The sequence below is a fragment of the Oleiphilus sp. HI0066 genome (assembly GCF_001635725.1).
The window spans coordinates 1-1,572 of record NZ_LWFH01000998.1; the positions used below are offsets into that span (position 1 = coordinate 1).

General features: G+C 40.6%; 2 protein-coding genes. Both read left to right on the plus strand.

Annotation, left to right across the window (positions count from 1 at the left end):
• Window positions 1-534 precede the first annotated feature (534 nt).
• A complete protein-coding gene (locus A3738_RS11265; RefSeq protein WP_068500346.1) occupies window positions 535-1,086 on the plus strand; it encodes a hypothetical protein in 552 nt (183 codons plus the stop codon).
• Between the two features lie 84 nt (window positions 1,087-1,170).
• Window positions 1,171-1,572: Pycsar system effector family protein (locus A3738_RS11270; RefSeq protein WP_197473822.1), on the plus strand; the 402-nt coding region annotated here is incomplete at its 3' end.

Genomic DNA, 1,572 nt, shown 5'->3' on the forward strand with positions numbered 1-1,572 from the left:
CGGGAAGATGTACGTGAAGGCTATTACTCGCTAGTTTCTTTCGCCGCTTGCTGATGCTTGGAAAATGAAACGGATATATAAACTTCCATCCCCACTGTTGTACCGGACAGTGAAGCGTGTTCTCAATGCCCGAAAATAGACATTAGGCGACCTTGGTTCAGTTCCCTTGCCTATGCCTGCTTCAATAGGAAAGTAGAAATCATCGAAAGCTCTTTACTCACATAAGTCTTAGGTAATCAAAGCGCTATTGAGCGTGCTTGTTTAAACCACGCAAGGAAGTGAATTGTGCTCGTTTAGCACCCGAGGGAACATGAAAAATCGAATGAAATCAAAGTTTTGAGTTATTCTGTGGGTTACATACGAGACCCCTCACTATTTCTACATACGTGACCCCTCATATGTGTGATAAAGAAATGAGCGAGATTCGAGTTTTTTCTTTTAAAAACATCGTAGTATATGGGAAAGGAAAGAGACTACCTGTCATACATATGAGGGGGGGCTCACTATACAAATGTTAAATGCCAAGGAGGCACCGTGTATAAATCAGAGTTCGAAAAGGCAGTATTGAGAACAAAAGAGTTTAATTTGATATGTCCGGAAATCATATTTTCTGAGGGCGTACTGCTTACCCATGAGAAAATGCAAAAGTTTCCTTATGTATTGAGAGATACAGTTGGTGAAATTGGTGTTGAAGAAGTTGTGGCTCAATGCCTATCAATTCACTACCGGTTGGCTGATGTAATAGCAGAGTTATTTGATACAGCATGCTATTTTACAATCGGGTATGTAGAAACCGTTGAGCGCTTAATGTTCCATCAAAGCGAACAGGATCTTAAAACAGTATTACAATCAGGGGTCAATGGTTCATCTTTAAATATACATGCTTGGTTAACATTGCCCACTATGGAGATTATGGATTTTTCGTTACCTACCAGCTATGCAATCTTGAACAAGAAGGAAGAAGGTATTGGCGGCTTAATCGCGACCCATGCAGATACCCTTACTGGCGGCATGAAATATCATCCAATGTTGGTTGGCGAGGATTTTCTACGTAAATCTGGTGGGCTAGTTGAGTTCGGCATTTAACAAGCGCTGTTGGCGGACTGGTCTTCCGCTGCGCTCCAAACCAGCCTCAAATGCGGGCGTTAGAATTCACTGAAGAAATATAGTATGGACGAGAAACTACAAGATATATTCTCAAATATTAATGATTGGTTGAAGTTTGCCGAGGCAAAATCAGCAACACTCATTGCTTGCAATGGTGCTCTCATTTTCGGAATAAGCAGGCTTATAAACTCTTACGAGCCAAAAGGTGCATGCCTGATATATTTGATTGTGGTAGCAGTACTCTGCGTGTTGTCCATATCAATTTGCTTTCTCTCGATTATCCCCTCGCTTTCCATGCCTTGGGAGAAAAAACCAAGTGGAGTTAGCGACAAAGACAATCTGATGTATTTTTCTGATATTGCTAAATATACGCCATTGGCTTACTTAAACGTTTTGAAGACTAAATTGGAATTGAAGGATTTCGAGGTTACTGGATATCAGAAAGATTTATCTAACCAAATAATT